The sequence below is a fragment of the Oceaniglobus trochenteri genome, from assembly GCF_020529025.1.
GTDB classification, from domain to species: Bacteria; Pseudomonadota; Alphaproteobacteria; order Rhodobacterales; family Rhodobacteraceae; genus Oceaniglobus; species Oceaniglobus trochenteri.
Genome location: NZ_JACNMM010000018.1, coordinates 26617 through 51477, shown reverse-complemented (window position 1 = coordinate 51477; position 24861 = coordinate 26617). Strand labels below are relative to the sequence as shown.

Here is a 24861-nt window from a genome sequence, read left to right as displayed (position 1 = left end):
ATGCGATCTGTAATTGGTGCGATCTGCTATTGAGGCGATCTGTGGCGCAAAACCCCGACCCGTTCGGAAATTACCACAGGATGCGGGCGTTTTCGAATTGCGGGCTGGAAAATCCCCCGATGTTCCGTAAAGGTAAATGCGCCGATGTCACGAGAAGCCCGCTTCAGCGGGACCGGAGATCGGCAATGAGCAGCGTCGGATCCAACTGACCATACTATAGTCTCCACGCGTGAAGGGGAGAAATGATGATGTGTGCCGCAATGCGTTGCGCCCTGTCCGCCATGGCGGGCCCGGCCCTGCGTCGGGCTGCCCTGACCGCAACCCTGGCCCTGGCGGCCTGTGCCGCCGTTCCCACCCTGGACGATTTCGGCCTCGGCGGGCTGGACCTGGGCGAGGCCCGCCCCAGCCCGCAGTTCAGCGTCACCCGCCTGAACCAGATGTGGACAACCGCCCCCGCCGCGCAGACCGTGATCCAGCGCACCGGCGCAGGCAGCGGCGAACAGATCATCGGCCTGGAAAACGCCACCTCTCTTGAAGGCGACAACTTCCTCTGGCTGCGCGCCCATGGCGGCGGCATCGGCGGGCGGTTCGATCTTGCCGGGGTGGTCGAACGGGCGGGCGGCGTGCCCGCGCCCTTCCGCACCCTGGACGACCGCAACCTGCGCACGGCCGAGGATTCCCTGGGCAGCTATGTCTGGCAGGAATGGCGCAGCGGTGCCTCGACCAACTGCGTGCTGGCCCTGCGCCGGCTGGAAAGCGGCGCGCGCAGCCTGCCGCGCGGCACGAGGTCGCTTGAGGTGTTCCTGCGCAACTGCGTGGACGGCAGCATCGAACAGGCGCTGGCCCCGATCCGCGACACCCAGGTCCGACTGGGCACGGCAACCGGCAGCCGTATCCTGTCACCGCTTGCGGCCCCTCCGCAATAGCCATGGAAAGATGACCCAAGCGCCATGACCTTCCTTGCCTCCAAAGGCGGAACCCGAAACCGTCCGGTCTTCGCGCTCTGGGCGCTGAGCTGCATTCCCATCGTCATCCTGGTCAGCGTGCCCACCTCGACAGGTGGGCAGGCCTTTCTCGGGATTGTCGCGGTGATTGCCGTGGCGCTTCTGAAACCCTTCACCGGTGCGATGATCCCGCGCTTCGTACTGCTGGCCACGGCGACGGTGATCGTCATGCGCTACTGGCTGTGGCGGCTGCTGGAAACGATCCCCGATCCCTCGGTCTCGGTCGCCTTCCTGGTGGCGGTGCTGCTGTTCGTGGTGGAAACCTATTCGATCCTGGTGTTCATGCTGAACGCCTTCATCAACGCCGACCCCACCGACCGGCCCTTTCCCCCCCAGGTGACACCCGACAAGCTGCCCACGGTCGATATCCTCGTGCCCTCCTACAACGAGCCGATCGAGATGCTGAGCATCACGCTCACCGCGGCGCGCAACATGATCTATCCCACCGACAAGCGCACGGTGGTTCTGTGCGATGACGGGGGCACCGATCAGCGGTGCAATTCCGACGATGCCGAGCTGGCCGCCGCCGCGCGCAAGCGGCGGGCCGACCTGCAGAAGCTCTGCGCCGAACTGGGGGTGAAATATTCCACCCGCGCCAGGAACGAAAACGCCAAGGCCGGCAACATGTCGGCCGCGATGGAGGATCTGACCGGCGACCTGGTGGTGGTCTTCGACGCCGACCACGTGCCGTCGCGCGATTTTCTGGCCCGCACGGTGAATTATTTCGCCGACGATCCGAAGCTGTTCCTGGTGCAGACGCCGCACTTCTTCATCAACCCCGATCCGATCCAGCGGAACCTGAAGCTGCGCGCCGACTGCCCGCCGGAGAACGAGATGTTCTATTCGCGCATCCACCGCGGGCTGGACCGCTGGGGCGGGGCCTTCTTCTGCGGCTCGGCCGCCGTGCTGCGGCGCGCCGCGCTGGACAGCGTGGGCGGCTTTGCCGGGGAAACCATCACCGAAGACGCCGAAACCGCGCTGGAAATCCATTCCCAGGGCTGGAAGAGCCTCTATCTCGACCGGGCGATGATCGCCGGGTTGCAGCCGGAAACCTTCGCCTCCTTCATCGAACAGCGCGGGCGGTGGGCCACCGGCATGATGCAGATGCTGCTGCTGAAGAACCCGCTGTTCCGGCGCGGCCTGCGGATTCCGCAGCGGTTCTGCTACATCAACTCCATGAGCTTCTGGCTCTTTCCGCTGATCCGGCTGACCTATCTGCTGGTGCCGCTGGTCTACCTGTTCTTCGGGGTGGAAATCTTCGTCGCCACCTTCCCCGATGTCATGGCCTACATGCTGACCTACCTGGCGGTGTCCTTCCTGGTGCAGAACGCGCTTTATGCCCGGGTGCGATGGCCGCTGATCTCGGAAATCTACGAGGTGGCCCAGGCGCCCTACCTGGCGCGCGCGGTGCTCAAGACGATCCTGCGCCCGCGCGGGGCCAAGTTCAACGTGACGGCCAAGGACGAAACCCTCGAGCAGGACTATATCTCGCCCATCCACTGGCCCCTGACCATCCTCTGGATCGCCATGCTGGCGGGGCTGATCGCCCTTGGCATCCGCTGGGTCGCCTTTCCCGGCGACAGGTCGGTGCTGGCGGTCGTCGGCGGCTGGGGGATCTTCAATTTCCTGCTGGTCTCGATCGCCTATCGTGCCGTGGCCGAGAAACAGCAGCGCCGCGCCGCGCCCCGCGTGGCCACCGACATGCCCGCCACCATGTGGATCGGCCCCGAACCCCAGGACGAACTGGAGGTCAGGATCGTCAATGCCTCGACCAGCGGTGTGCGCCTTCTGGTGGCCAACGGCACGCCCGGCGCGACCGTGGTCAGCCAGCTGAAGGACAGGAACATCTACTTCTGCCCGCATTTCACCGAAACCCAGCACCTGGCCGCCCCGATCCTGGCCCGGGTGATGAACGTGCGCACCACCCCGGAAGGCCACATGCTGCACCTTCTGCACGAGGCCGAGCAGGACACGGCCGCCCAGCAGACCGTCGCGTTGCTGATCTTCGGGGAAAGCGAAAGCTGGCGCCGGGTGCGCGCGGCCAGTTCCGGGCGCAAGGGCATGCTGGCCGGGTTCGGCTATGCCCTGTGGCTGTTCATCAGCGGCTTCCCGGCGCTGATCGCCGACCTCGCGCGCGAACCGGGACGGCGCGCCGCCCTGCGCACCGCGCCCGAAACCGCATCCAAGCCGGTCCACCTGCTGGCCTTCGGGGTCGACCTCGACACCATCGCCCGCGATGCCCAGATCGCCCGGTTCGACACCACCGCCCCGCCCCCGCGCGGCGGCACAGGCCCCGCACCCGCGGGCCCGCAGGCGGGGAATTGACGATGCCGCGTTTCGCTTTCGCCCTCCTGGCCCTGATGCTCGGGGCCGGCCTTGCCCTGCCGGGACAGGCCCAGCAGGGGCAGACCCCCCCCGAGGATGTGCCGGTGATCGATCTGGGGCCGATCCTGGACGAACCCATTCCGGCACCCGCCGCCCCCGAGGCCCCTGTCCCCGAGGCACCGGCGCCGGACATTCCCGTCGCCCTGCCCGAAACCCCCGGCGTTACCGGGGCCGAACCGGTGCCCGAAGACGAACTGACCCTGCCGCAATACGACCGTGGCGCCACCGGCTCCCCCGCCGGGGCACCGGCGCCCGGGGCGGGCGCCCCCCCCGTGGCGCCCCCCGCCCCCGTCGCGACCCTGCTTCTGCCCCTGCGCGCCGACCGCCCCACCATGGACGGCATCACCCGCCTGTCGGGCGAGGTGCAGGAGGCGGGCTTTTTCGTCGACCTGCCGGAGGGCAGCATCGCCCGCGACCTGGTGATCTCCTACCGCATCGCCATCAACGTGCTGCCCGAACAGTCGGAGCTGCGCATCACCGTCAACGGCATCCCGCTTGACCCGGTGCGCCCGACCGCCTTCGAGGGCTTCGAGCCGATCACCCTTCCCGGCACCCTGCTGCAGGGCGGGCGCAACCGGATCGAGATTGCCGTGCGCCACGCCCACCGCATCTTCTGTGGCCCCGATGCCACCTTCGCCGTCTGGACCGAGATCGACACCAACACCAGCGGCGCCGCGATGACCGCCGGCGACCTGGCGACCGATCCCGTCGACCTGGCCCTGGCCCTGCGCGCGCAGCTGGCCATGGAGGGCAGCCTGCCGGTGCGCCTGGAAAACCCCGCCGATGCCGAGCTTCTGAACGGCTTTCCCGCCCGCCTGGCCGCCCTGCGCGATGGCGCGCCGGTGATCCTGCGCCCGGAACCCGTCTACGGCGTGCAGGAGGCCGGCCCGCAACATGCGCGCATCACCGTGCTGCGCAGCGGCGCCCCCCTGGCCGAGGTGCGGCGCGGGGCCGACGGTGCGCTGGTGCTGGTGCTGTCCACCGGTGCCGATGGCCAGCTTCCCGATTTCACCGGCCTGTTGCCCCTGCCCACCCCGGTGCGGGGCAATGCCCTGCTGACCCCCGGCACGACGACCCCGCTGGCCGGGCTGATCCAGGACGAACTTCTGACCTTCAACCGCTATGCCGAACTGCCGGTCGAATTCCGCCTGCCCGACGACTGGCTGGTGCTGGCCTCGCAGAAGGCGCTGTTGCGGCTGGCCTATGATTTCGCCGACGGGTTGCCCGAAGGGGCGCTGATGCTGGTCAAGGTGAACGACACCACCGTGCGGCTTCTGCCGCTGGACCGTGGCGCCAACGAGGCGCGCCCGCTTCTGGATGTGGGCTTTCCCGCGCGGCTGCTGCATCCGGGGGTGAATGCCCTGACCTTCGTGGCCATCGTGCCGGGCGATCCGCCGGATCTGCCCTGTCCGCCGATCGTCGCGCCGCTGCTGCGCATCGACAGCGCCTCGACGCTCGAGGTGGCGCCCAGCCCGCGCATGGCGGTGCCCGGAATGGCGGCGGTGCTGCGCGCGCTGCGCCCCGACCAGATCGTGCCGGCCAGCTTCGAGGCCCCGACCGCGCCCATCGTGCCCGACACCCTGGCCGTTCTCGGCTCGACCCTGCGCCCGATCGCCGAGACGACCCGCCTTGAAGGCGCCAGCCTGACCGTGGCCGACCTGTCGGCGCCCGGGATCCCCCTAGGCGGGCTGGGCATTTCCCGCCGCGACCTGGACCGGGTGCTGTCCCCCCCCGCCGAGGCCGAAACCGGCGCCGATACGGCAACACCCCCGGCGGCGGATGCCGATACCCCGGGCGAGGATGCCCCCGGCGCCCTGCTTGGCCTGCTCGAGGACGTGGCAGACCGCCTGCGCCAGTTGGCCCTGCCCGGCGATCCGCCCCTGGCCGACTGGCTGGCCGCACGCCGGGGCGAGGCCGTCGTTCTCTTGCCCGATGCCGAGGCCGCGCAGGACCTGTGGCTGGTGCTGGGCGCCGGGGCCGACCCCCAGCGCACCAGCATCCTTTTGGCCCAGGCGCGGCTTTCGGCCCATGGCCCTGTCGGACGGGTGGCCCTTCTCACCTCCGAGGGCACCTGGGAAAGCTGGCACGACCGGAACGATCCGCCGCGCCTGTTCGAGGGGCTGACCCTGGCCAACTTCCGCGATGTCGCGGGCAACTATGCCTCGTGGTCGCCGCTTTATTTCGGATTGGCGCTGTTCGGGCTGACGCTGCTGTCGGTCGCACTGGCGCTGATCTTTGTCGTAACCACCAGAGGACGGCGCAAACGATGAACAGACGTACCGCCCTGAGCCGCCTGGGGGCTGCCGCCCTGGGGGCCGCCCTTCCCTTCGCCGCGCTGGCGCGCGACGGGTTCAACCCCTTCCTGGCCGAAGAAGACAACCCGCTGGCCGCGCCCTGGGCGGCCTGGAAGGCGGCCTATCTGACCGATGACGGAAGGGTGGTCGACAGCCTGCAGAAGGGCGCCAGCCATTCCGAAAGCCAGGGCTATGGCCTGCTTCTGGCGGCGCTTTTCGGCGACGATGCGGCCTTTGATTCCATCTTCGCCTGGACCGAGGCGAACCTGGCGATCCGGGGCGATGCCCTTCTGGCCTGGCGCTGGCTTCCCCAGGGCAGCCAGGCCGTGCCCGACCGCAACAACGCCAGCGACGGCGATCTGTTCTATGCCTGGGGGCTGGTGCTGCGGGGCACGCGCGACGGGGCCCCGGCGCTGATCGACCGGGCCGGCGCCATCGCCCGCGACCTGGTGGCCACCTGCGTGCGTCCCGCCCCCGACGGATCGGGGCGGCTCTTGTTCCTGCCCGCGGCCCAGGGCTTCGTGCAGGGCGACAGCCTGGTGATCAACCCCTCCTATTACATGCCCCGCGCCATGCGCGAAGTGGCCCGCGCCACCGGCACCCGCGACCTGGCGGTCTGTGCCGCGGATGGCGAAACCCTGATGGCCGATCTGGCGCGCGACGGGCTGATCCCCGACTGGATCGCCATCGGCCCCTCCGGCACCGCCATTCCCGAGGGGCGCGAAGACCGCAACGGATACGAGGCGATCCGCGTGCCGCTGTTCCTGCTATGGTCGGGCAATACCGCCCATCCGGCGCTGATGCGCCAGGCCCAGGCCTATCGGCGTGCCGAAAACAGCGGCCAGGCCAGCGCGGGAAACCATGTGACCGTCTTCGCCCGCGCCTCGGGCGACGTGATCGAAACCAGCCGCCACGTGGGATACGGTGCCGTGGCCGGCGTGGTGGACTGTGCCGTCGGTGACCGGCGGGGCAGCGCGATCGCGCGCTACCGCACGCAGGACCAGGCCTATTATCCCGCAACCCTTCACCTGATGGCCCTGATCGCCCAGATCACCGCCGCCCCGGAGTGTGTGCCCCTATGAAACCCTTCCGTTCCCTTGCCACCATCTGTGTTCTGGCCCTGCTGCCCCTCTCGGGGCCCGCGCTGGCCCAGGCCGTGCCCGGCTCCGAAGACCTGCGCGCCCTGCGGTTCTACATCCAGAAGGATGAAACCGCCGCGATCCAGGCCGAGATCCGCCGCCTGAAGGCGCAGTTCCCCGGCTGGACCCCGCCCGCCGACCTGAGCGAGCTGAACCGCGCCCAGAGCGGCCCGACCACCGAGATCGCCGACATCTATGCCCGCATCGGGCGCGGCGACATCGAGGGCATGCGCCGGGTGGTGCAACAGACAAAGGCCCGCTATCCCGGCTGGCAGATGCCCTCGGACCTGGCGCGCGCCATCGAACTGGCCGAGGCCCAGGTGACCTTCGACCGCGCGGTGAACGGGCGCGACGTGGCCGCCGCCACCCGCACCGGGGCCCAGACCCCGGCGCTGTTCCGCTGCGACCGGATCAACAACGCCTGGAACCTGGCCGAACTGCAGACCTCGGCGGGCAGCCCGGCACGCGCCCTGGCCACCTATCGCCAGATCGTGAATGCCTGCACCACCATCCCCGACCTGGTGGCCACCATCGAAAAGGCCGAGGCCGTCACCAGCGACAACGAGCTTCTGAGCCTGGTGAGTGTCGCCAGGCAGCGGTTCCCCAACCACGCCGCCACCTTCGATGGCCTGGGTCAGCGCCTGCTGGCCGGGCGCGGACGCGGCAGCGCGCCGCAACCCCCGGTCGCGCCCGCCGCCACCCCGGCCCCGGCACCCGCCCCGAAACCGGCGGCCACCCCGCGCACCCCGGCCCCGGCGCCGAGTGCATCCGCACCGGTGCCCGCACCCGTCGCGGCCCCTGCCGCTCCCGTGGTGACGGCCCCGGCGCTGTCGTCGCTGCCCCGCTCGGGCGATGGCCGGCTGGGCGCCACCCGCAGCGCCGCCAAGTCGGGGGCCTTCCGCGATTGCCTGGCCCGTTCGGCGCGGCCCCGCTCGCTGGACCTGGCCTATGAACGGGCCTGGTGCGCCTACAACATGGAACGTCCGCTGGAGGCCCTGGCGCTGTTCTCGGCGGTGGCCGAGGGCGGGCTGGGTGCCACGGTCAGGCGCGATGCACGCTTCGGCATGGCGCTGTCGCTTCTCAAGCGGACGATGACCGACGATGCCGCCCGCGTTGCCGCCGCCACCGACCTGACCGACGAACAGCGCCGCAACGTCGAGGCGATCATCCTGGACCAGCGCGGCGTCGAGGCCTTCAACGCCAACGACAACCAGCGGGCCGTCGATTACTTCAACGCCCTCGAACAGCTTGAAGGCAACCTGCGCCGCGACCTGGCGATGCTGCGCGGTTATGCCTACCTGCGGCTGGGGGAAAAGGAAAAGGCCCGGGCCGAGTTCCAGCGGCTGCACGACGTGCTGGCCACCACCGAAACCCGCACCGCCCTGAACGCCGCCCGCTGACCCCCGGCGGCCTGGGCAACGGACCGGACGGGCAGGGGGCAAAATGCCCCCATGCCCCCCGGGCCGGGAACGTGCCGGCGCCCTGCGGGCCGTGTGAGCGATACCTGAAGTGCGACTCCTATTGCTTCTGAGGGGAGGGTGATCGGGCCATCTCTTCCATCATCTTTTCGCGAAAGATCGTCGATTTGTGGCGGTTCAAGACGCGTGCCATCTCTCTGACAGGCACCCTTGCGTGCCACCAGTCCTCGATCTTGCGACGTTCTTTCAGTGATAGTTGCGTGTAAACGGCTCCCATGCCATGAGCTCCTATCAGATAACCCATTGGTTTCTGATAGGAGTCGCACTTCACGGTAGCGCGCACCCCGGGGTTAATACATCCTTAATAATCAGGGTTATGTTGAATTTTGTGTCGGCCGGGCATTTGCCCCGGGCGTCACCCCCAGAATGATTGCGCCATCCGGGCATCTGAAATACCAAGGGCCGAAACTCAGGGCGAGCCCATGCCATCCAGCGCAGTCGTTACCGGATCTTCCGGCTTCATCGGATACCATCTTTGCCACAGGCTGCTGTCCGAGGGATGGCAGGTGACCGGCGTGGATGCCATGACCGATTACTACGACGTGGCCCTGAAGACCGCCCGCAAAAGCCGGCTGACCGCGTTGCCGGGGTTTCGCGCGATCGACGCCCATATCGAGACCCCCGGGGTGATGCAGGATGTGCTGGCCGCGGATCGCCCCGATGTCGTGATCCATCTGGCGGCACAGGCGGGGGTGCGGCATTCGATCGACGCCCCGCAGGATTATCTCGACAGCAACATTGCCGGAACCTACCGGCTTCTTGAAGCGGCCCGCGCGCATCCCCCGAAACATCTGCTCTTCGCCTCGACCTCGTCGGTCTACGGGGCAAACACCACCATGCCCTATCGCGAGACCGACAAGACCGACAGGCAGATGTCCTTCTATGCGGCGACCAAGAAATCCTGCGAGGTGATGAGCCATTCCTATGCCCATCTCTATGGTATACCGACAACGGCCTTCCGGTTCTTCACCGTCTATGGCCCCTGGGGCCGCCCGGACATGGCCCTGTTCAAATTCGTCCGGGCCATTCTGCGCAATGAGCCGATCGAGATCTACAATCACGGCCGGATGCAGCGCGATTTCACCTATGTCGACGATCTTGTGGATGGCATCCTGCGCCTGATCGATGCCGTGCCGGCCCCCGCCACCCACCGGGGCGATACCGACAGCCTGTCATCCGTCGCCCCCTGGCGGGTCGTGAACATCGGCAACGGCCGCCCGGTAGAGCTCATGGCCTTCGTCGAGGCGATCGAAGCCGCGCTGGGGCAATCGGCACGCAAGACGATGATGCCCATGCAGCCGGGCGATGTACCTGCCACATGGGCCAGCACCGACCTGATCGAGGCCCTGATCGGGCCCCTTCCCAGAACCCCCTTGCCGGTCGGGGTCGCGGCTTTCGTCGCCTGGTACCGCGACTACTTCGAAGTCTGACCGCCGCACCGCGTTCCAAGGCAGGCTCCGGGCGCGCGGGATCGGGGTTGGCGGCAAATGCACGGTCCGCCCTTTCGCGCGATCGTGCATTTGCCGTCACCTGGCCCCGGGGCGGCGCCCGAAGGCCCTAGACGATGAAGATATCGCTTGCCGACACGGTCGCGTCCTGTTCGAAGATCGCGATCAGCTCCTGGCCTCCGGCTGCATTTCCATTGCCGTCGAACCAGAGTTGCCCCGAGGCCTGATCGAAGATGAAGCGGTCATTGGCATCGACAGCTGCCCTGCCCTCGACGAACAGATCCTGGTCCAGTTGCCCCTTCGTCACGCCGGCAAAGACATCCTGGCTCATGCGCAGGGTATCGCCTTCATCGGCTTCGTTCCTGTTGAAGTCGAGTATCCGGTCCACGTTGTCGGCCCCCAGGGCACGGTCGAACACGAAGGTATCCGCGCCGGCCTGTCCACGCAGCGTATCGTTGCCTTCGCGGCCGACGATGACGTTGTCGAAGGGGTTGCCGACGATGATGTTGTCCAGATTGTTCCCGATCCCGTTGACCCCGGGCACACCTTCGCCGGCGGCGTTGCGCAGGGTCTGGATATAGAGGTTCTCGACATTGGCATCCAGTTCGATCGAGCGGAAGGCCCGCACGGTATCGATTCCCCCGTCGGCCTCTTCGACGGCATTGTCGCCCGGCGCACGCAGAAGATAGATGTCGTCCCCTGCACCCCCGATCAGCGTATCCACGTTCTTGCCGCCATCCAGGATATTGTCGCCGTCATTGCCGGTGATGATGTTGCGCAATCCGTTCCCGGCCCCAAGCCGGGCATCCCCGGTCAGCTCCAGGTTCTCGATATGCGCCCGGCCCATGCGGAAATCGACCGAGGAGATCACCGTATCGGTCCCCTCCCAGCGGTTGCTTTCCGCCACGCGATCCCCGAGATCGTCGATATAGATGGTATCCGAGCCGGGGCCGCCGTTGATCGTGTCGTTCCCGCCTTCACCGCGCAGCGTATCGTCGCCGGCCGAGCCGAACAGGTTGTCGTTGCCATCCCCGCCGCGCAGCGAATCCCCGGCGCGCCCGCCGAAGATGATATCGCGCAGGTCGTCCCCGACGATATTGGTTCCGGTATCATCGGCCGACTTGACGGTATGTTCGCGCCCGCCCGTCAGGCGGACTTCGCGTGCGCCGTCGATGAACACGTTCTTGCCACGGCCCAGCGGCCCGACATCCAGCAGGACCGGCGTGCCTTCATCGCCGATCGCCAGATAGAGCTTGCCGCTGTTGGACTGCGATACCAGCTTGTTATCGATCGTCAGCCCCAGGGTGCCCACCCCCGACAGATCGAATTCCTCGATCCCGGAATAGGCGCCCGTCGCGCCCAGGTCGGCGTTCAGGCTGGATTGCGCGACCGTTATCCGATCATAGCCCTTCCCGCCCAGGATGGCGAAGGTGTTGCTGTCCATATGGGCGCGGCTTGCGAAGAAGTCGTCGGACCGGTTCGTGCCCACCGCCTTCATTTCGGTGGCCTTCAGGGTGATCGACTGACCCGGCGTGTTGTCCCCATTGAACACGAAGTTCGCGGCCACAAGATCGGCCACCCTGGTGTTGCGGAACGTGGTCGAACCTGTCGGCCCGAATTCCAGCACCACATCATCGCCGCGCTGCTCCAGGAACAGCTCCGAGAACCGGCCATAGGCCGACCCGCGGATATCCATGATGTCGCCGCCCGCTCCGGCCTCGAAATCGAGGTAGGTGTCGGTGAAGTCGAAATAGGTTCGCAGGAAGGTATCCTGCCCCGCTCCGCCGAACAGGTTGTCGCCATTGGCCCCGCCGCTGAGCGTGTCGTTGCCATCGCCGCCGCGCAGCAGGTCGTTGTCATCGCCCCCGCGCAACAGGTCGTTGCCCGCTCCGCCGTACAACTCGTCCTTGCCGTCGCCGCCCTCGAGGATGTCGTCGCCGCCGTTGCCCTGCAGGGTGTCGTTGCCGGCATCACCGCTCAGGGTGTCGTTGCCGCCCTGCCCGATGCCCAGGTCGCTGCCGTCGCGCAACCCGATGTTGCCGCCGTCCACATGGGCCACGACGATATCCGATTCATCGCTGGTGCGCGCGAAGCGGAAGGTCACGTCGTTCTCTTCGATGGTTTCCTTGGGATGCAGGCCCTGCACCCCGGGGTTCACCGCCTTCCACTGGGGCTGCGATCCGGCGGGGTAATCCTGTTCGTTGCGATCCACGACGATGGTGTTCTCGTCGTCGGCGCTGCCGTGGAAGTTGATGTCGCGGTTCGTGAAGCTCAGGCCGATGGTGTTGAAGTGTTCGGCATTCTCGCTTGAGAACAGTATGGCGTGACGTGCATCCGTGCTGGACAGGTTGGTCAGCGTGTTCGCGAAGCTTTCCTGGAAGAAGAAGTGATAGCCGGACGAACCGTCCTTGTTGTGGGCGCCGACCGCGGTGAGGTTCTCTGCCGTCGTTTCATGGGCACGCTGCCATTTGAAGGCATGGGCCGCGGGATCGGTGATCGTGATGTTGCTCAGGTCGCTGTCGCGGACACCGTCGAATTCCAGCGCCGCGATGGATTCCCATTCCTCGATCGTGGTTTCAAAGAGGAAGGGGTCGGGCGCACCGCCTGCATCATCGTCAAAATTGCCCTGGATGGTGAAGCCCGAAAGGTTCACGTTCTCGAGGAAGGTGTTCTTGGCGATGTTCGCCACCCCAGCCGCGAAGCTGTAGGGCGAAGCCTCTGCCAGGGTGGCCACGCCGTTCTCGTCGATGGATTCGATCCGCGAACGGAATTCGCGCAGGTAGTACCGCTCGGCCTCCAGTTCGGTTTCGGCCGTGGGCTGGCGCCAGTCGGCCCGGTCGGGATTGTTCAGGTTGCCGGATTCGATGAGGTATTCCTCGTCGTTGGCCTGGAACAGGAACACCAGATCGCCAACCTCGAAATCGTCGAATTCCTGGTCGGGGTTGGCCAGGCGCAGGGCCTCGACATCGGGCAGCAGAACCGTCCTGCTGCCTTCGGGCACATCGCTGGCGGCCGTCCCGTAACGCACCTGAAGGTCATCGGGGGTTACCAGGATGGTCGGCCCCGGATTCGTCCTGGGAATGTCCGAGCGCAGAATCGTCTGCCCCTCTCCGGCCCCCTCGACGGTGATGTCGCTGCGGTTGATGACCAGGGTTTCGCGGATCGAATAGGTGCCGGCCGCCATCCGGATAAGCGCCCCGGCAGGAACACCGTCGAACAGTTGCTGCAACTCGGAGCCGCTGGTTCCGGCGGCGACATTGTAAAGCAGCGGGTCTTCGCCCTTGAACAGGAAATCCCCGTCGTCCAGCTGGCTGGTCTGCACGTTCAGGATGGTCAGATCCAGCCCGTTCGCCTGGATCCGCACATCCGAACCCACGTTCACCATGGTGACGTCATCGATGCTGCGCAGATCGTCCAGATCGGTCAGGTCGATCCGTTCGACGAAGTTGCGCGGATTGTAGTCGGTCAGAACCGTGCCAAGGGCGCCATCCTTCACCACGTACTGATCGAATCCGGCGCCGCCGTTCAGACGGTTTGCCCCGGCATTGGCGATCAGGATGTCGTTGCCCTCGCCACCGCTCAGGATGTCGTTGCCCGCACCGGCGGTCAGGATGTCGTTGCCCTCGCCGCCCAGCAGCGTGTCGTCACCGGCCCCGCCGAAGATCGTGTCGGGGCGATCGGCACCGTTCAACCGGTCGTTCATCGCACCGCCCACCAGAAGGTTGCCGTCGTTGCCGTCGAGGATGTCGCCACCGACCAGATCCGAGACGATGACACTCTGGCCGGGAACGTCGCGCAGGGTCACCCGACCCGTTCCCTCGGTGATGACCGAGCCTTCGGGCGCATCCGAGGTATCCAGGAACAGCGGGTTCTCACCGTGGCGGATGCGGATCTTTCCGTTGTCCGACTGCGCGACCATGTCGGCGTCCACCGTCACGGCAAGAGCGCTTTCGTTGACAAGCGTGGCACCGCGCAGGTCGATGATCTCGATCCCGTTCATCCCCGACAGCCGGTCGGGCGACAGGGAACGGTCGGCGCCGCTGATGCGCAGCACGTCGATGCCTTCCCCCCCGTCGAACCGGTCGAGAATGCCGTCGTCGACAGCGCCAGAGGCCGTATCCTCCATCCCGCTGAGGTTGGAGAACTGGCCCGTCAGGTCGAATATCTCGTCGGCGGCCGTTCCGGCAAAGCTGTCCTCGCCTGCCGTGAACTGGAAATCGAACGCGGCACTCAGCCCCGCCGCGAACAGGACGCGCGGATCCCCGTCGAACACGAACTTCCCGGCGTCCAGGTCGGAAGCCGTCACGTTGTTCAGGGTGATGGTCGTTCCGTCCGGCAGGGCGACGACGGCGTTGCCGCCCCTTGCGGCGATGTTCAGATCGCCGAAGGACAGGCCCGCAAAGGCGCGCAAATCGATCCGCTCGAAGATGTCGCCCATGGCGAAATCGGTGATGGTGAGTTGTTCGCCGGGCGTGACGATGAAGGCATCGGCCCGGTCGCCGCCGGTCACCACATTGCTGCCGGCGCCGCCCGAGATCAGGTCGTATCCATCGCCGCCGTTCAGGGTGTCGTTGCCGGATTCCCCGAACAACCGGTCTTCGCCCGCACCGCCGGTGATGCGGTCACGGCCGCTGCCGCCGAAGATCGTGTCGTTGCCCCCGGCGCCTTCCAGGGTGTCGTTGCCGCCATTGCCCAGGATCGTGTCGAACCCTTCGGCGCCGGTCAGCCGGTCGCCCATCGCACCACCTTCAAGGTGGGCGGCGCTGACCCCGGCGGTGACGGTGCCACCCACGGCATCGCTGACGCTGACCATCTGACCGGGCGTTCCCGCCGCCAGCGTGACCGCGCCCGATCCCTCGAGCACGACCTGCCGTGCCGAGGTCACACCGCCGGTGTTGAGGTTCAGCGGCGCATCTCCGAAGCGCAGGGTGATCGCGCCGGTGTCCGAACTGCGGGCGTTGTCGGCATCGATCGCCACGTCATGGGTGCCCGTGGCATTGGTCAGGTCGATCACCTCGACCCGGTTCAGCGCATCCAGTCGTACATCGCCCAGCACGCGATCGGCACCGAAGACGCGCAGAACGTCGATGCCCGCACCACCATCGACCCGGTCGACACCGGCATCCAGCTGGTTGGTCTGCCCGATCAGGTCGATCAGGTCGTTGGCGTTTCCTCCTTGGATGGTGTCGGCACCGGACGACAGGACGAACTGCTGCGGTACCGCGTCGCCTTCGAAAACGAAGTCGCGGGCCGACAGGCTGTCGGCGGCCACACCAAGCAGGGTGATCGTTGTCCCGTCGGGCAGGGTGACCTGGGTGCGCCCCGAAACCGGGGTTTCAATGGTCAGGTCACGGAACCGAAGGCCTTCGAAGGCCCGCAGATCGATGCGTTCGAAGGCGGCCGCCCCCGCGAAATCGGCAATGGTGGTGGACCCGCCGGCGGTGATGACGAAGGTGTCCGTTCCGGCGCCGCCCGTGATGTGGTTCGTGCCGCTGCCACCTGCCAGCACGTCGTTGCCCGCCTCGCCGGCAATCGTGTCGTCGCCACCATTGCCGATGATCGTGTCGTCGCCATCGGCGCCGCGCATGGAATCGTCACGCGCGCCACCGATGATCGTGTCGTCCTTGTTCTGGCCCAGCACGACGCCGTCATAGGCGTCCGAGATCGTGACCCCCTGCCCGTCGACATCGCGCAGGCGGACAACCCCGGTTCCCTCGACGATGACCTCTTCCGCCGATCCGACCGATCCCGTCAGCATGGTGATGTCGTTGGTCCCGAACCTGACCGTGATCGCCCCCGTCGACGAGGAATCGACCATGTTCTGGGTGACCTGCACCTCGAGCGGACCGCCATTGTCGGTTGCGCCGCTCAGGTCGAAGATCTCGATCCCGGACATGCCGCCCAGACGGTTTTCGGCAAGCGCGCGGGAATCGCCCCAGATGCGCAGGGTGTCCACACCGCCGGCGCCATCGAAGGTATCGTCGTTGGTCAGCTTGCCGAAGTTGCCCTTCACCTCGAACACCTCGTCCCCGCCGGTGCCGGCGAAGATGTCGCGGTCTTCGCTGAATTCGAAATCGGGTGCCCTGCTCAGTTCCTGGGCCAGGGTCTGCACCTTGTCGCCGGCGAAGATGAAGTTCGCCGCGCTCAGCGCCGATGGCGCCACGCCGCTCAGGGTGATGACCACGTCACCGACGCTGACGCGGGCCCCTGCCCCGTCGGCAACGATCCGCAGGTCGGAAAAGCCGGACACGCCGACATTGCGCAGGTCGATCCGCTCGAAGGGATCGGTGGCGTCGAAATCGCTGATCGACAGGTTTTCCGCCGCGCTGACCACGAAGGTGTCGGATTGCGCCCCGCCGCTGGCGGTGTTGCTGCCGCTGCCGCCGGTCAGGACATCGTACCCCGATCCGCCGCTCATCCGGTCCGCGCCCGCGCCGCCAAGCAGCCGGTCGTTGTCGCCGCCGCCCGACAGGACATCGTTCCCGTTGCCCCCCACGAGGCTGTCATCGCCGTCGTTGCCGGTCAGGGTATCGGCGCCCCTGCCCCCGGCAAGGGTGTCGCGGCCCGTGCCACCGATGACATGGCCCCCGTCGGCAACCGCATCCGCGATGCGGACGGCCTGGGCCGGGGCGTCATAGAGCGTGACCCTGCCGGTTCCGAACAGTTCGACGGTGCCGGTGCCCGGGGTGACATCCCGCATGTCGAGGGCAAGCGGGTCCGCATCGAAGGTCAGGCGCAGGATATCGTTGTCGGATTGCAGGATCAGGCGATCGCTCAGGGTGACGGTAGCGGTGCTGGTGGCCCGGAAATCAAGGTTGTCGATCCCGCTGACGCCGATCAGGTTCGCCGCGTTGATGCCCAGGGGATTGGTGCGTTCGAACAGCAATGTATCGAACCCGCCCCGACCTTCCAGGATGTCCAGCGCGGAAAGGTTCGCGTTGCTGGAGGGAACTTCGATCAGTTCGTCATCGCTGTTTCCGGTGATCCGGTCGGAGTCCGCAGTCAAGCGGCCAATCGTTATTGGCATTTTGGATGATTCCTAACAAATTTTAAAATGCCTGCCCTGCAAGCAGGCAATGGTTCCGGGACCTTGATGGGCGATTTTTCGCTTCGAATTCATTAAGACGTCGGAAAAAAACCGCTGCCTGGATAGGGGGCTTTTGATTAAACCGACAAAGGTGTCACCGATCTGCCACGCCCTGCCCGCCCGGTTGCAGGCCCCGGCAAGGGGTGCGCGGATCGCGCTTTGTGCAAAGGAGGGGCCGGCCTGCTACTGGCCGGGAGCAAGCTTCTTGAGCTCTTTCTGAAGCTTGATGCTCATGTTCTTGTACTTGTTCACCTCGGCATTCAGACGTGCAAGCAGCGCCTCGGTATCGTCGGCCTCGGCGGCCCATTTCTGAAAGGAGGGATCGCTTTTCATCCGGTCGATGGCTTCGCCCAGGTCCGGAAGCGGCGCGTCCGATACTCCGTAGCGGCGCAGGAACGTCTGGATGATGTGACCGACCACCACGTCGCTGACGTGGCGGCGATCGCGTTGCCATGACAGGTTCTGATCGGAATGCAGCACGGCCTCGTAGCTGGGAAAGTAATCCATGCCCTCGGTCCGTTCGGCCACCCGGTGCGCCACCACGCGCAACGTCGCCTTCGAGGTGACATTGGCGACGATGATGTCGTCCTGCGTGAAGGTGCGCCCCAGCGGGACGGGCGAAACCGTCACGATCATCTTCTGCCCCGGCTTGCCGTGGCTCTTGAAGATCGCGCAGATCTCTTCAAGGGCCGCCTCGCAGGCTTCCTGGCTCAGCACTTCGAAGGCGAAACGGTCGCCCCCGCGCGCCAACAGGCGGGGCGGCGGCGCCTCGTTCAGACTCAGCCCGGTTTTCAGGTCGACCCAGGATTCGATCAGGCCCAGGGTCAGGACCACCACGTCGGCCTGAAATGCCTGGGCAAAATACCTGCCGATTTCGGCGCGCCGGGCCAGCATCTCGGATTTCGGGCCCTGCGCGGCCTTTCCCGAAAGATAGGGATCCATGAAGTTCCCGCCGCCGACGTCCAGCAGGGCCGTATCGGGATAGGTTTCGATCCCGGCGGCCCACTTCAGCTCCTGCAGGATCGAGGGGGGCGTGTACTTGTTGAACACCCCGCCCTCGCGCGCCGAGGCGTTGCCCAGGTCGCGCACGTCGATCCTGCGGCTGGTCACCGTGGCGCCGGCCATTTCCAGCCGTTCCTCGACATTGCGCGCGAAACAGGACCCGATGGCGAAGAAGGTGTCGCCGGGCCGGGCCGTGAAGCTTTGCCGCCCGGCCGGCACGACGATGCGTTCCGCGATGCGATCCTCTGCCGCGCCCTCGCCCCCGCTCCAGCGGCCATGGGGATTGTTCCGGCTGGTCTCGAGCGCATCCTTGGAAGAAGTCATCTTTGGTCAGATCCTATGTTTTTCGGGCCCCGCCGTCCGGACGGCCGCGCCGACAGGCCATCGGCGGCACGTTTTCGCCTGCATGCCTCATTTATGGCAACAAAACGGGTTTTGCCATGGCTTCGCAAGGCAAAACCGAGCCCGCCCCCGTCGGTAAAATGGTTGCGCAGGCAGGCATACTGCGGCACATAACCGATAAAAACAGGCCCATTCCGCCAGATGCGCCGCAACATGAAACCGCCGGTCGACCGAAGTGAGGGCCGGGCATCCGCCTTCGTGCCACAATATGGAAAGAATTCATGTCGAGCGAGAAGAAACATCTTATCGTCACCGGTGTCGCCAGAAGCGGCACGACGGCACTCGGAGAGCTGTTGAATGCCCATCCCCGGGTCTGTCTCGGGATCGAACGGTTCAAGTTCCAGTATCTCAGGAAGAACGTCTATTCCCCCGCCTTCTTCGAGCGCGACCGGTTCTTCGACTTCCGGCCCGATGATACCAATCTCGATCCTGCCCTGCGCCCGGCCTGGAAACCCGTCTACGATTCCATCGCGCAAAAGTGGGACGATGCCGAGATCATCGGCGACAAGGTGCCCGACCTTCTGCCGATCCTGGCGGATTTCATCGCCGCCAACCCGGATTTCAAGTATATCTGCATCCTGCGCAACCTCAAGGACGTGGCCCTGTCCTGGCAGACGCGCGCCGACAAGCCGCGCGACTCCTGGCCTGCGGGCAAGGGGTTCGAGGCCGCCTGCGCCAGCTGGGCCGAACAGATGCAGACACTGCATGACCTGATGCTCGACCGCCCCATGCGCGAAAAGATCCTGATGCTTGACTACGACACGATGTACGACGATCCGGTGCGCACGGCAGCCGCCCTTTCGGCGTTTCTCGGGCTGGCGCCGAACGGGGCCTTCCTGCAGACCCTGCACCAGCATGCGGCCTTCGTGACGGCCCGCAAGACGCGCAAGGTGCCCCCCCAGTTCATCGAGCCCTACAAGGCCGTTTCCCAGGGGCACATCCGGGGGCTGCGCAAGATTTCGGACGAACAGATCGCGACATGGGCCGACACCTTCCATCGGAACGCCCCGTCCTGAGACGCCCCGTTCATCCCCGCCCCGATACCGCAGACAATATGCTGCCCCAGGAAACAGGCCTATCGCGATGACAATGAAGGTCTTTCTTTCCCGGCTTGCCCGGTTGATCGGCAGCCGCGGCGCGCCGGGCTACATCGATCATTTCGACAGCCTCCGGGTGGCCGGCTGGGCCCATGATCCGAACGAACCGGATCAGCCCGCCCTCCTGAGCCTCTATGTCGACGGCAAGCCGGAAATGAACATCGTGGCGGACATCCCGCGCGAAGACGTGTCGGCGGCCGGTTTCGGGCCGCTGCACTGCGGTTTCGACACGACCCTGCCCAAGCGCCTGAGAGACGGGCGCGCGCACCGACTGGAACTGCGGCTGGGGGCCGACGGGCCGATCCTGCGGGGCGGAACACTGGACGTTCCCGCCTCCTCGGGGCAGCATCCCCTTGCCGACGAAACCGAGGCCGATGCCGTTCCGGCCGAAGGCGTGGCGTTTCTGGAGGCCGGAAGCGAAACCATCAGCGGCTGGGCCCTGGGATGCACCGGCGTCTCGGTGGTTTTCGACGACCAGACCCCGCGCGAGATTGCCCTGCGCCACGAGGTGCCGGGCTTTGGCAGCGGTCTGCGCCCCGGCTTCCGCCTGGCGATACCCGAGGACCTGAAGGACGGCGCGCAGCACAGGGCGCAGGTCTTCTTCAGCGGCACCCTGACCCCCCTCGACGGATCGCCCGTCGACTTTCGCCTCGTCCCGGGGCGGCCTTTCGTGGACATCGTGTCGCTGAAGGGCCATCGCCTGGCCCTGCGGTTGCGCGACCTGAAGGGGCGGCCGGTCGCGCAGGATTTCGAACTGCTGGCCGACGGCAAGATCCTCCAGGGCGAGGCCCGCCGCGACACCATCGCCTTCGATCTGCCCCCGGGTGCGGGCAGCATCGTCGTGCGCGACCTCGCGGGCACGACCCTGGCGCGCCTGGCCCTGACCGGGGGTGGCCTGGCCCCTGCCCCGCTGCGCGAACTGCCCCCCGGAAGCCTGAGCGACGAAAGCTGTGCCGCGGCGACCGAGGCCTTCTCGGCCTTCTGCGCAGCCCCCGACGCGCGTTTCGACCCGCTCTGGTATCGCTGGTCCCACCCCGGGGCCACCGCCCTGGAAGACCCCGAGGCCCTGATCGCCCATTACCGGGACGTCGGCGCCCCCGGGGGTATCGGCCCCGGGCCGTTCTTCGACGAAACCACTGCCCGCCAGACATACCCCGAGTTGGCCGAGGCCATCGCACAGGGGCGGCTGCCCTGTGCCTTTGCCCTGTCCCTGGTCCTGCGCCCCGGGCAGATCGAAACCCTGGCGGGGCTTTCACCTGACACCGCCCGGCAGTTGCAGCACACCGGCCCGCAGGACACCATCGCACCGGCCGAAGAGCCCCTGCCCCCCCTGCCGCCGACCTTCACCGCCACCCGCCTTCCCCTGCCCACCCAGGCCCAGAACCCCGCCAGCGCGATCTATGCCGCCTGGGTTTCGCGCCTGGAGCTGCCCGATGCCACCCGCGCGGAGCTGGCGCAGGACGAACAGCTCATGCGCCGCGAAATCAGGTCCGTCGGACTGGAGCGCGCGCCCCTGGTCAGCATCGTGATGCCCAGCTGGAATCGTGCCTTCACCATCGGCGAAGCCATCCAGAGCGTGCTTGAGCAGACCTACGAAAACTGGGAGCTGATCGTCTGCGACGACGCCAGCGACGACCGGACAAGCGAAGTCGTGCGCGGGTTCGACGACCCCCGCATCCGGTACATGAAGTTCCTGAAATCCAACGGGGCGGGGGCGCGCAACAAGGGGCTGGCCCGGGCGCGCGGCGAATACATCGCCTATCTCGACAGCGACAACATCTGGCACCCGCTGTTCCTGAGCATGATGATCCGCCGCCTGATGGGCAATCCGGGCTGCTGCATCGCCTACAGCACCTTCCTGGACACCGAGATCACCGGCGCGCGGGTGCGCCTGCTGGACATTCCGCGGTCGCATTTCCGCCCGATCCCGCTGTCGTCGAAAAACTTCATGGATCTCAACTCGATCGTCCACCACCGGCGGGTCTATGACTGGATGGGGGGCTTTGACAACGATCTGCCGCGGCTGCAGGACTGGGACCTGTCGCTGCGCTATACCTCGGTCTTCCGGCCGGTCTTCGTGAACCACGTCGGCGTCTTCTACCGGCGCAACGTGGCCTGGGGCCAGGTGACGCATCTCTTCATGGGGGCGGGCACCCAGAACACGGTGAACGAAAAGACCCGCAAGCGCCTTGAAGAGGGCCACGAGCGCCTGAAGATCGACTGGCCCCGGCGGGGCCGCATCGCCATCCTGTGCAACGATCCCGAACGCCGGCAGACGACAGCCGCCCCGGACACGCGGCACCGGATGCTTGCCGAGAACCTGGCCCGCATGGCCGCGCGCCTGGTCGATGTCGACCTGATCGTCCTGGGGGTGGATGCCGAAACCGCCGATGCCGGCCCCCGGGTGGAGGGCCTGACGCGCCATGGCGTGCCCGCCGCCCTGCAACGCGATCCCGCGCGCCTGGGCAAGGCTCTTGGCGGCATGTTGCGCGGCTGCCCGGTTCTGGGGGTGGGGCTGAGCGCGCAATACCTGCGGTCGATCCACGGACTTGAACCGCGGCTGGTCTATCGGCTGCGCGGATCGGGCGAGGGCAACGTGCTGCAGGCGCTCGACACGCCGACATTCCGCTTCCACATGGGGGCGGTTCCGGTCGACCTGCCCGAAGGCCCCCATGCGAATGCCGACATGACCGTCCTGACCATCCTGCCCCAGCAGGCCGGCAGGCCGGCCCGTGCAAAGCTGCGCGAACAGCTGGTCACCGAGGCGCAGCGCCGCGGCCTGACCCTTCTTGTTCCGCCGATGGACGAACTGGGCTGGACGCAGATCGACAGGTCGGGGGTTCATGCCCTGGAGGTCGATCCGCAACATCACCTTCCCGCGGCCATCGGCCGGGTTGCCATGGCCGTCAACCTGACCCCGGTGTCGGAGCTGGACCCTTTCGGTCTGTCCCTGCTGAACGCCCTGCAGGGACGGGGCGTGCCATGTGCGGTCCTGCCCGACGAGGGGCGCGCCCGCGCCACCGGGTTTGCCCGCCAGTGGATCGATGCCCGGGCCGCCTATGAAATCAAGGTCAACGATCCCAAGTGGATCTTCGACAAGGTCCGCAAGCTGCTGGGCGATGCCAACGGCATGCAACGCCTGTCCGAACGCAGCCTGACCGTTCATCGCATCGCCTGTCATCCCGAGCTTGCGCAGGAGCGCCTGGCCCATGCCCTGTACCGGCTTCTGCACGACATTCCCCAGGAGGAACTGATCCATGGCACCCCCTGAGGCGACGATCGTTCCCATCGTCCATGACGGTGTGGTGATCGGGGCCGGAGATCCCTCCGGCCTTGCCATCACCGACCGGAACGGCACGGCCGCCGATCTTCTGCCCATCGGCAGAACCGGCAGGCTGCTGATCGAGCCCCGCCCGACTGGCGACCTGACGCTGAACCGGCCCGGCCATCCCGCGCTGGAGATCCAGGTCGGTGGCTGGTCGGGCCGGGTAGAGCGGGTGCAGGGCGGTCTGATCACGGGGCGCGCCCACAACCTGCGCCACCCCGGCCGGGATGCGGCCGTCATCGCCTTCGACGATACAGGCCCCCTGGCCGTCGCCGTGGCCCGGGCCGCCGAGGGCGGGCGCTTCGTGATGGTCCTGCCGCCCCGGGTGACAGGGGCCGATCACCCCCGCGACATCACCCTGGGCCTTGCCGGGTCCGATTTCCTGCTGGACGGTGGGCATGTCACCTTCCTGCCACCGTCACAGGGGGCCGCGCCGGCCCTCGGGGCGGTTTTCCGCCCCCTTCAGGAACTGGCGATCCGCGTCAAGATCTCGACGCCCAACCTGAAGGAAGCCCCGATGTGGGGCGATTACCACTTCGCCAATTCCCTGGCGGCCGCCTTCGAACGCATCGGCCACCAGGCCAATGTCGACACGGCCGACATGTGGTATGCCCAATCGGCCAGCGAAGACGTGGTCCTGGCGATCCGGGGGCGGCACCGGGTGAAGGTGGACCCCTCGAAGATCAACATCATGTGGGTCATCTCGCATCCCGACCGGATTCCCGACGATGAATATGCCGACTACGACCATGTCTTCGTCGCCTCGGATATCTACACCGCCGAACTGGCCGCCCGGGGGCTGCCCTCGGTCAGCGTGCTGCACCAGGCCACCGATGCCACGCTGTTCCGGCCCGACCCCGACCGCCCCCGCGAACCCGCCTGCCTGTTCGTCGGAAATTCCCGCAAGGAATACCGCACCATGGTGAAATGGTGCCTGCAAAAGGACATTCCGCTCAAGCTCTATGGCGGCGGCTGGGACGGTGTCCTGCCCGATGGCGTTCTGAGCGGCGTCTCGGTGGCCAATGCCGACCTGCCCGATTTCTACGGCGGCCACCTGATGCTGCTGAACGATCACTGGGACAGCATGCGCGAAAACGGCTTTCTGTCGAACCGGCTGTTCGACGGATCGGGGGTCGCGACCCCGATCCTGACCGATCCCGTCGCCGGGCTGGCCGATGTGTTCGGCGATGCCATTTCCCAGGCCGGCGATGCCGACAGCTTCGCGACGATCCTGCGCGACTGCCTGGAAAATCCCGAACCCTACCTGGAAAAGGCCCGCCGCGCCCATGACATCGTGATGGCCGGCCACACCTTCGACCATCGCGCGGCAGAACTGTCGGTGATGATCGACAGGATCGCCGCCCGGCGGCGGCTGGCGGCGTGATCCTTCGCCCCCTGCCCCGCCGGCACGTCCCCTGTCAGGCCCGCATCAGGCCGACCGGGTCAACCGGTCGATCAGGTCGTAATCCTGCCTGTAGAGCGCATCGACCCGCGGGCGCGTTTCGTCGGTGACGAAGTTTTCGGGAGAGAAGAACCGCCCCTCGTCCCGCAAGCGCCTGAGTTCCCTGGCCGGCAGATCGGCCAGCGCCGAGGTTTCCGCGCTTCCGTACTGGGTGGAATTGGCCTTCTGCTGAAACATGTCGATGGTGTTCTGCTGGCCCAGGATGCGGGACATCTCTGCCGACATGTCTTCCAGCGGAATCGGGTGGGTATAGGGGATGGTCAGCAGGTGGGCCTTTTGCGGCCAGAAATGCGGATCCATCTTTTCGATGCCCAGTTCCAGATAGGTCAGGACATCCAGGAAACTGGCTTCCTGCGGGTCCCTGCCCGTGTGCTTGGTGTAAACCGCGAACACGTCCTTGGCCCCGGCCTGCACCACGAATTTGTTCACATAGGCCGAAACCAGCCGCTTGAGCGGGTCGCGATAGACGAAGATCGACAGGTCCGGTGCATCCGCTTCCCCCGGCGTACGCTTGACCCGGTATTTCGATATGCCCGGATCGGAGAGGGATTTCAGCCCGGCATTGGCAAGTATGTAGTTCTTGAACGCACTGCATCCGTTCTTGCGGATGTAGGTATAGAGGATCCTGCGACCCCCGGCGTCGGGCAACAGATACTGATGCGTCTTGACGCGCGGTTCGTCTGCGGAAAAGGCGGGCGTGTAGGACATGGGTAATGCTCCCTTTTTTCAGGGCCTTCC

General features: G+C 66.6%; 12 protein-coding genes and 1 pseudogene. 9 read left to right on the top strand and 4 right to left on the bottom strand.

Annotation, left to right across the window (positions count from 1 at the left end):
* The first annotated feature begins 245 nt into the window (after positions 1 to 245).
* The 5 genes from H7828_RS21080 to H7828_RS21060 are packed head-to-tail and all read left to right on the top strand — an operon-like array spanning position 246 to position 8222.
* Positions 246 to 926: a hypothetical protein gene (locus H7828_RS21080; RefSeq protein ID WP_226783049.1), complete on the top strand. Its 681-nt coding sequence runs from the start codon at positions 246 to 248 to the stop codon at positions 924 to 926.
* Between the two features lie 24 nt (positions 927 to 950).
* Entirely contained in the window at positions 951 to 3329 is a 2379-nt protein-coding gene (bcsA, locus tag H7828_RS21075; RefSeq protein WP_226783048.1) for a UDP-forming cellulose synthase catalytic subunit, read from the top strand.
* A 2-nt stretch (positions 3330 to 3331) separates the two neighbouring features.
* Positions 3332 to 5659 (top strand): cellulose biosynthesis cyclic di-GMP-binding regulatory protein BcsB, encoded by a 2328-nt coding sequence (locus tag H7828_RS22895; protein ID WP_281070798.1) that lies wholly within the window; start codon positions 3332 to 3334, stop codon positions 5657 to 5659.
* Entirely contained in the window at positions 5656 to 6765 is a 1110-nt protein-coding gene (locus H7828_RS21065; RefSeq protein WP_226783047.1) for a family 8 glycosyl hydrolase, read from the top strand. The genes H7828_RS22895 and H7828_RS21065 overlap by 4 nt, the downstream gene beginning before the upstream one ends.
* Positions 6762 to 8222 carry a hypothetical protein gene (locus H7828_RS21060; protein WP_226783046.1) on the top strand — a complete coding sequence of 487 codons (1461 nt, stop codon included), beginning with the start codon at positions 6762 to 6764 and terminating at the stop codon, positions 8220 to 8222. The genes H7828_RS21065 and H7828_RS21060 overlap by 4 nt, the downstream gene beginning before the upstream one ends.
* 166 nt (positions 8223 to 8388) lie before the next feature.
* Here H7828_RS21060 and H7828_RS23030 read toward each other — a convergent pair.
* Positions 8389 to 8517 (bottom strand): annotated as a pseudogene (locus tag H7828_RS23030) (helix-turn-helix domain-containing protein); the annotation flags it as partial.
* 205 nt (positions 8518 to 8722) lie between these two features.
* Between H7828_RS23030 and H7828_RS21050 the strand changes: the two are divergent.
* Positions 8723 to 9730: an NAD-dependent epimerase/dehydratase family protein gene (locus tag H7828_RS21050; RefSeq protein WP_226783044.1), complete on the top strand. Its 1008-nt coding sequence runs from the start codon at positions 8723 to 8725 to the stop codon at positions 9728 to 9730.
* Between the two features lie 127 nt (positions 9731 to 9857).
* On the opposite strand, the gene H7828_RS21045 is transcribed toward H7828_RS21050, so the two are convergent.
* A complete protein-coding gene (locus tag H7828_RS21045) occupies positions 9858 to 16754 on the bottom strand; it encodes a hypothetical protein (RefSeq protein ID WP_281070797.1) in 6897 nt (2298 codons plus the stop codon).
* Between the two features lie 264 nt (positions 16755 to 17018).
* Complete coding sequence (locus tag H7828_RS21035; RefSeq protein ID WP_226783043.1) at positions 17019 to 18161, bottom strand: GSCFA domain-containing protein; 1143 nt, start codon at positions 18159 to 18161, stop codon at positions 17019 to 17021.
* 299 nt (positions 18162 to 18460) lie between these two features.
* Between H7828_RS21035 and H7828_RS21030 the strand changes: the two genes are divergently transcribed.
* The 3 genes from H7828_RS21030 (at position 18461) to H7828_RS21020 (ending at position 24045) form a co-directional block, all read left to right on the top strand.
* Positions 18461 to 19255, top strand: coding sequence for a sulfotransferase family protein (locus H7828_RS21030; protein WP_226783042.1), 795 nt, complete (start codon positions 18461 to 18463; stop codon positions 19253 to 19255).
* A gap of 67 nt (positions 19256 to 19322) precedes the next feature.
* Positions 19323 to 22607, top strand: a complete 3285-nt coding sequence (locus H7828_RS21025; RefSeq protein WP_226783041.1) for a glycosyltransferase family 2 protein — start codon at positions 19323 to 19325, stop codon at positions 22605 to 22607.
* On the top strand, positions 22594 to 24045 hold the full coding sequence (locus H7828_RS21020; RefSeq protein WP_226783040.1) for a CgeB family protein: 1452 nt from the start codon (positions 22594 to 22596) through the stop codon (positions 24043 to 24045). Before H7828_RS21025 ends, H7828_RS21020 begins: the two co-directional genes overlap by 14 nt.
* Before the next feature lie 45 nt (positions 24046 to 24090).
* Here H7828_RS21020 and H7828_RS21015 read toward each other — a convergent pair whose 3' ends face one another.
* Positions 24091 to 24831, bottom strand: a complete 741-nt coding sequence (locus H7828_RS21015; RefSeq protein ID WP_226783039.1) for a sulfotransferase family 2 domain-containing protein — start codon at positions 24829 to 24831, stop codon at positions 24091 to 24093.
* Between the last annotated feature and the right edge of the window lie 30 nt (positions 24832 to 24861).

Coding starts and splice junctions, on each gene's coding strand:
- H7828_RS21080 (WP_226783049.1), top strand. CDS start 246: ATGATGTGTGCCGCAATGCGTTGCGCCCTGTCCGCCATGGCGGGCCCG.
- bcsA (WP_226783048.1), top strand. CDS start 951: ATGACCTTCCTTGCCTCCAAAGGCGGAACCCGAAACCGTCCGGTCTTC.
- H7828_RS22895 (WP_281070798.1), top strand. CDS start 3,332: ATGCCGCGTTTCGCTTTCGCCCTCCTGGCCCTGATGCTCGGGGCCGGC.
- H7828_RS21065 (WP_226783047.1), top strand. CDS start 5,656: ATGAACAGACGTACCGCCCTGAGCCGCCTGGGGGCTGCCGCCCTGGGG.
- H7828_RS21060 (WP_226783046.1), top strand. CDS start 6,762: ATGAAACCCTTCCGTTCCCTTGCCACCATCTGTGTTCTGGCCCTGCTG.
- H7828_RS21050 (WP_226783044.1), top strand. CDS start 8,723: ATGCCATCCAGCGCAGTCGTTACCGGATCTTCCGGCTTCATCGGATAC.
- H7828_RS21035 (WP_226783043.1), bottom strand. CDS start 18,161: ATGACTTCTTCCAAGGATGCGCTCGAGACCAGCCGGAACAATCCCCAT.
- H7828_RS21030 (WP_226783042.1), top strand. CDS start 18,461: ATGTCGAGCGAGAAGAAACATCTTATCGTCACCGGTGTCGCCAGAAGC.
- H7828_RS21025 (WP_226783041.1), top strand. CDS start 19,323: ATGACAATGAAGGTCTTTCTTTCCCGGCTTGCCCGGTTGATCGGCAGC.
- H7828_RS21020 (WP_226783040.1), top strand. CDS start 22,594: ATGGCACCCCCTGAGGCGACGATCGTTCCCATCGTCCATGACGGTGTG.
- H7828_RS21015 (WP_226783039.1), bottom strand. CDS start 24,831: ATGTCCTACACGCCCGCCTTTTCCGCAGACGAACCGCGCGTCAAGACG.